5 protein-coding genes are annotated in these 6,002 nt (G+C 59.6%); all 5 read left to right on the forward strand.

Going from position 1 to position 6,002, the window contains the following annotated elements; genetic code table 11:
* Positions 1-204 precede the first annotated feature (204 nt).
* Positions 205-1,098, forward strand: coding sequence for a carbohydrate ABC transporter permease (locus tag ACESLM_RS30195; RefSeq protein ID WP_372638383.1), 894 nt, complete (start codon positions 205-207; stop codon positions 1,096-1,098).
* Positions 1,099-1,101: 3 nt separating this feature from the next.
* Positions 1,102-1,941, forward strand: a complete 840-nt coding sequence (locus ACESLM_RS30200; RefSeq protein WP_372638384.1) for a carbohydrate ABC transporter permease — start codon at positions 1,102-1,104, stop codon at positions 1,939-1,941.
* A gap of 31 nt (positions 1,942-1,972) precedes the next feature.
* Positions 1,973-3,733, forward strand: coding sequence for a family 43 glycosylhydrolase (locus ACESLM_RS30205; RefSeq protein WP_372638386.1), 1,761 nt, complete (start codon positions 1,973-1,975; stop codon positions 3,731-3,733).
* Between the two features lie 53 nt (positions 3,734-3,786).
* A complete protein-coding gene (locus ACESLM_RS30210; RefSeq protein ID WP_372638388.1) occupies positions 3,787-5,076 on the forward strand; it encodes an ABC transporter substrate-binding protein in 1,290 nt (429 codons plus the stop codon).
* Positions 5,077-5,086: 10 nt separating this feature from the next.
* Positions 5,087-6,002 (forward strand): cache domain-containing protein (locus tag ACESLM_RS30215; RefSeq protein WP_372638390.1); only part of this gene is annotated, 916 nt, incomplete at its 3' end.

Here is a 6,002-nt window from a genome sequence, read left to right on the forward strand (position 1 = left end):
TATCGAGCCGGTATGGGGCGAAATCAACAACGCGCTGCTCGGCAAGAAGGACCCTCAGAAGGCGCTTGACGAAGCGGTCGCCAAATCCCGTCAGGCCATGGGCAAATAAGCGGGAAACGCAAACGATCCGTTAGCCGGAGGAAGACGGGCATCCGCAAGGATGCCCCGTCTTCTTCGCCCATGAAGCCGAAGGAGGAGTCCGCGATGAATACCGGGTGGCAGTCCCGCTTGACCTCGTCTCTGTTCGTTCTGCCGTATTTGATCAGCTTCGCCGCTTTTTTGCTTTTTCCGATCGGTTACGGATTCTACATCAGCCTTCACGAATTCGAGCTGTTGTCCGATTCCCATCCGTTCGTAGGCTTCGCCCATTACGCGGAGATTTTCTCTCCGGGCACGTACTTGAACAGCTTGTTCGTCCGCGGGTTATGGGCGACGGTACAGTTCGTCCTCTATTCCGTGCCGCTGCTGATCGCCATCGGCCTGGCCCTGGCTTTGCTCGTTAACGCCTTGCCGCGCAAAATCCGCAGCTGGTTCCGCACGGTCTACTTCATCCCTTACGCCGTCTCGGCTTCGGTCATGGCCGTCATCTGGCTGATGATGTACGACACGAACGCGGGGCTGATCAACAGCATGCTCGGCAAGCTCGGCATCGATCCGATTCCGTGGCTGACAAGCGAACCGTGGGTCTGGGTGGCGCTCGTGTCGACGACGCTGTGGTGGACAATCGGGTTTAACATGATTATTTTCATCAACGCACTGAACCAGGTTCCCGAGGATTACTACGAGGCCGCCTCGATCGACGGCGCGGGCTCCTGGCGCAAGTTCGCGAGCGTCACGCTGCCTTCGATCCGTCCGGTCATGCTGTTCGTGATGATCACGTCGACGATTGCGTCCTTCAACATCTATGCCCAGCCGTTCCTGCTCACGCGGGGCGGGCCGGGGGATACGTCCAAGGTGCTGCTGATGAACGTGCTGGACCAAGCGTTCATCCGCAAGGAAATCGGTGCCGCTTCGGCGATGGCGATTCTGATGGCCGTCCTGATCATGATCGTGTCGGTGGTGCAATATCGCTTGACCTATGGCAGGAAGGAGGAGTAGCCTATGAGTTCGAGAAAGCTGAGAACGCTCGTCCTGATCGCGATCGCCGCGGCGGTCGCCGTCGTGTTCGTCCTGCCGCTCGTCTGGATGCTGTCGACTTCCTTGAAGAACGATTTCGAGGCGCTGTCGGGCAAGATGAACTTCATTCCGAAGAAACCGATTCTCGACAATTATATCGACGGCATTACAGGCGAGCTCATGAACGTGCCGATCATGCGCTGGATTACGAACTCGCTGTCGGTCGGAGCTGTCGGCACCGCGATCGTGCTGTTCATCGACTCCTTGGCGGCGTACGCGCTTGCCCGTTTGAAGGATCTTCCGCTGCGCCGCACGCTGCTGTCGATGTTCATCGCTTCGCTGATGATTCCGGGCGTGCTTACCTTTTTGCCGATGTACATGGAATTCAACGCCTTCGGGCTGATCAACACGTATCCGGCGCTGGTGCTGCCCTATACGGCCGGAGCGTTCGGGGTGTTCCTGCTGCTGCAGTTTTTCTCTTCGTTCCCGAAGGAAATCGAGGAAGCGGCCCGCATCGACGGCGCGAACAAGTGGCAGGTGTATTGGAAAATCCTCATGCCGGCGTCGGTGTCCATCATGGTCACGCTCGGGATTTTCACGTTCATGGGCATTTACAACGATTTCGTATGGCCGCTGTACGCCACGACCTCGCCGGAGATGCGCACGATTACCGGGGGCATTGCGATGATGGCGCAGGGCAGCTACGTGCAGGCTTACGGCAAGCTGATGGCGATGACGACGATCGCCACGATTCCGATGCTGGTCATCTTTCTCGTCGGGCAGCGTTCGTTCGTGAAAGCGATCACGCAGAGCGCGGTCAAATAAATCGTCTTCGAATGCGAGTGGAGGAACGCTGATGAAATTGCGAAGCAAATCGATTGCGCTGACGATCGCAGCTGTCGCGGCGGTACTGGCCGTCGTCGGCGCGATCGTCTGGCAGACGGGAGGAAGCATGAACCGATCAGATTCAGCCGTATCCGCCGGATATACCGGTCACGGAGGCATGTTCAAGAATACGCTTGCGGACATGGATACGCCCGATCCGAGCGTCGTCTACAGAGACGGCTACTATTATATGACGTTCACGCACAACGGCGCCGACATCATGGTGATGAAATCCCGCACGCTCGACTTCAGGCAGGCGGAGAAGAGGGTCGTCTGGTACCCGCCGGTCGACACGATGTATTCCGCGAACCTGTGGGCGCCAGAGATTCAATATTTGCGGGGAAAATGGCACATCTATTTCGCCGCGGACGACGGGGCGAACGAGAATCACCGAATGTATGCCCTGGAAGCGGAGACGGACGATCCGCTCGGTCCGTATGCGTTCGTGGGACAAGTGACGGACGACACGAACAAATGGGCGATCGACGGCCTCGTCATGGAACTGGAGGATCGGCTCTATTTCGTATGGTCGGGCTGGGAAGGCGACGTAAACGTTCAACAGAACACGTACATCGCCCCGATGAGCGATCCGCTGACGATCAGCGGCCCCCGCGTGAAGATCGGGGAACCCGATCTGGAGTGGGAGAGAGCGGGGGGACCGCCTTATATTCACGAAGGGCAGTCGATTCTGCAGAAGGACGGCAGAACGTTTATCGTCTACTCCGGCGCGGGGAGCTGGACGCCGTTCTACAGTCTGGGGCTGCTGACGCTGGAGCCGGGAGCGGACCCGCTTGTCGCCGCGAATTGGCGAAAGTCGGAAGCCCCGCTGATGACGATGGACGAAGCGGCGGGGGTCTACGGTCCGGGGCACAACTCGTTCGCCGCCTCGCCGGACGGGAGCGAGACGTGGATCGTCTACCACGCGACGAGCGGCATAAGCGACGGTTGGAACAACCGGAAGGCGCGCGCCCAGCGCGTCGTCTGGCGCGACGACGGGCTGCCGGAGTTCGGCAAGCCGCTCTCGCTGGAGACGGCGATCGGGGTTCCTTCCTCGGACGGTCTCTATCGGGCGGAGCACGCCGTCCGCGAAGGAGGGAGAGTGACGTTCGACTTGATTCCTTCTTCTGTGGAGACGAGCGCGCCGGTGTTGCTGCATTATCGGAACGAAACGGGCGAGCCTGCGAGAGCGATGATTGAAGCGGGGGACGGAGAGGCGGCCGAAGTCGAGCTGCCGGTTACGGAGGACGGCAAGACCGGGTATGCGTACGCGACTGTCCGGCTTCGTTCCGGAATGAACGAGATTTCCGTAACCGCTCCGGAGGAAGACGGCGGCCCGCAGCTGCTGGCCATCGAGATTCCTCGCTACGAAGCGGAGAATACGCAGGCGGAAGGAGATTCCGCGGCGGAGGACAATCCGTTCGCGTCCGGCTGGGGCGTCGCCAAGCTGGCGGGCGGCAAGGGAAGCGAGGTCCGCTTCGGCAACGTGCTCGTGCCGGCGCAAGGAGACTATATGGCGAAATTCGCCATTGCTAATCCGTCCGGGAAAGAGCTGACGATCGAGGTCGCGGCGGGGGACGCCCGCAAGAAAATCAAGGCCGGCCCAACGGGGCGCAACGAGTTTGCCGTCACGGAGATCAAGCTGCCCTTGCGAGCGGGCCCGAATGAAATTACACTGAAACTCGAACAAGCCGGACACGTCGTGTCCGTCGATTATATGGATCTCGTCCGTTAGGGGAGATCGAACGAGCCGCGCGATACCGGCGGCCAAGCCTGGAGGAATGGACTATGAAAGTCAAGCCGCTGTACGCGCTCATCGTTGCGGTACTGCTGACGGCCGTCGCGGGATGCGCGACGGCCGCCGACAACGCCGAGCCGCGGCAGACGAAGACCGGCCAAGCGATCCGAATCGAATATTGGACGCCGTTCAGCGGCGGGGACAATCAGTTCATGACCGAGATGGTGGAGAGGTTTAACCGGGAGCAGAGCGACGTTCTGGTCGTCCAGACGAACTCCAGGCTGGACGATTATTATTCACGCTTGAGAACGGCGATCCTCTCGGGCAACGCGCCCGACGTCGCCATTAACCATGCGACCAACCTGCCTCAATTCGTCCAGAACGGCTACATCGAGGATCTGTCCGCTCCGGCGGCGGAGGTCGGACTCGACTGGAGCGTCTTTAACGGCAACATTAGGGGGTCCGTCATGTACGACGGGCATCCCTATGCGGTGCCGCTGGACACGCATGCGCTCGTCATGTATTACAACAAGGAGCATCTGAGCGCGGCCGGTCTGCTCGATTCCTCCGACAAACCGATTCTGGATGCGAGCGAGGACGGCTTCATGTCGTTTCTTCGGCGCATTCAGGAAGCCGTTCCGTCCGACGTCGCGCCGTTGGCGCAGCCGAGCACGAGGATCGATTCGGTATGGCTGTGGTGGAGCCTGTACAATCAGCTTGAGGGAGGCGGCTCCTTCTACGACGAGCAAGGAAGCAAGGCGACGCTGGACAATCCGCAGGCTTTGAGAGCGCTGGAGTTCGTGCACGAGCTGTACGCAAGCAAGCTGATTCCCCCCGACATCAATGACGCCTTCAAAATGTTCTACGACGGCAAAGCGGTCGTGCTGATTACGGGAATGTGGGGAACGGGGGCGTTCGAGCACGCCCCGGCTCTGGATTTCGGCGTCGTGCCGCTGCCGACGATCTACGACGTGCCCGCAGTATGGGGCGACTCGCATTCCTTGGTCGTTCCGACGAAGCACGGGATGACCGACGAGAAGCGCAAGGCGATCATGACCTTCGCCAAATGGATGGTCGAGCACGGCGAGAAGTGGGCCGAAGCCGGGCACGTCCCGAGCATGTCCCGCGTCGTTCGCGGGGAGGCGTTCAACGCGCTGAAATACCGCAGCGATTATGCCGCCACCGCCAATTTCGTGAAGTATTGGCCGAGACACGTCCGGCAGTGGTCGACGACGGAGGTGCTGATCCGCGAGTTCGAACGGATGAATTACGGCCAGCAGACGCCGGAGCAGACGCTGAAAATCGCGGCCGCCAAAATCGACGCCGAGCTGAAGAGGTAGCGGAGGGAACATGAAACGTAAACGGAGCCTCGTTCGCTGGTTTACCAATCAAGAGCTTGCCCGGAAATTGATCCTGATCAATTTCCTTCTTGTCGTTGTGCCGATCGGAGCGATGGGCGTCTATACGTTCTCCAGCTTCGAGAATGCGATGGAGAAAAACGTCGGCGCTTATCAATTGCAGACGATCCAGCAGCTAACGCTGAACATCGATACGTACATGAACGAGCTGAACCGGCTCACGCTGTCTCCCTACCAGTACAACGAAATTCTCGAGTATTTGAGCGCGGACAGAAAACCGGGGCAGCCGCTGACGCTGGAGCAAATCGGGCATCTGAACGGCTTCGTCTCGAAAATATTCATCAACGGACGCATCGATATTATGGGCGTATCGCTGTACGGGGAGAAGGGCGCTTCCTACGTGGTGCTGCCGGACAGCCAGTACGTCACCTCCTACATTCTGGACGAAAGCGCGGAATGGCTGAAGCGGGCCAAAGGGCTGTACGGCCAGCCTACATTCATTACGACGCATCAGATCAAATCGACGAGCGGGACAACCTACGACGTATTCTCGATCGCCCGCGAGCTTCGCAGCTTCGACACCGGGGAGACGATAGGGTATATCGTCATCGATATCGACCCGGCGGCGGTTCGCGGCATTTTGCAGCAGGTCAATCTGGCGGCCGGGGAATCGATGTACATCGTCGATCAGCAGGGGCGAATGGTCATTCGCAGGGAGGACGAAGATCTGTCGCCTCCGCTGCCGGGAACGCTTCAAGGTCAAGGCGTGCGCCATGTCGATGCCTCCGGAGGCATGCCGGAATCCCTGGTCGCTTACGTGACTTCTCCCGTAACGGGCTGGACGACGGTCAGCGTCGTGCCGGTCAAGGAGCTGATGCGCGACAGCCACAAAGTCAGGAGCTCCATGA

The sequence above is a fragment of the Cohnella sp. genome, assembly GCF_041641335.1.
Lineage (GTDB): Bacteria > Bacillota > Bacilli > Paenibacillales > Paenibacillaceae > Cohnella.

Bases quoted from the DNA above. Each gene is read 5' to 3' on its own strand.
- ACESLM_RS30195 (WP_372638383.1), top strand. From the start codon at position 205: ATGAATACCGGGTGGCAGTCCCGCTTGACCTCGTCTCTGTTCGTTCTG.
- ACESLM_RS30200 (WP_372638384.1), top strand. From the start codon at position 1,102: ATGAGTTCGAGAAAGCTGAGAACGCTCGTCCTGATCGCGATCGCCGCG.
- ACESLM_RS30205 (WP_372638386.1), top strand. From the start codon at position 1,973: ATGAAATTGCGAAGCAAATCGATTGCGCTGACGATCGCAGCTGTCGCG.
- ACESLM_RS30210 (WP_372638388.1), top strand. From the start codon at position 3,787: ATGAAAGTCAAGCCGCTGTACGCGCTCATCGTTGCGGTACTGCTGACG.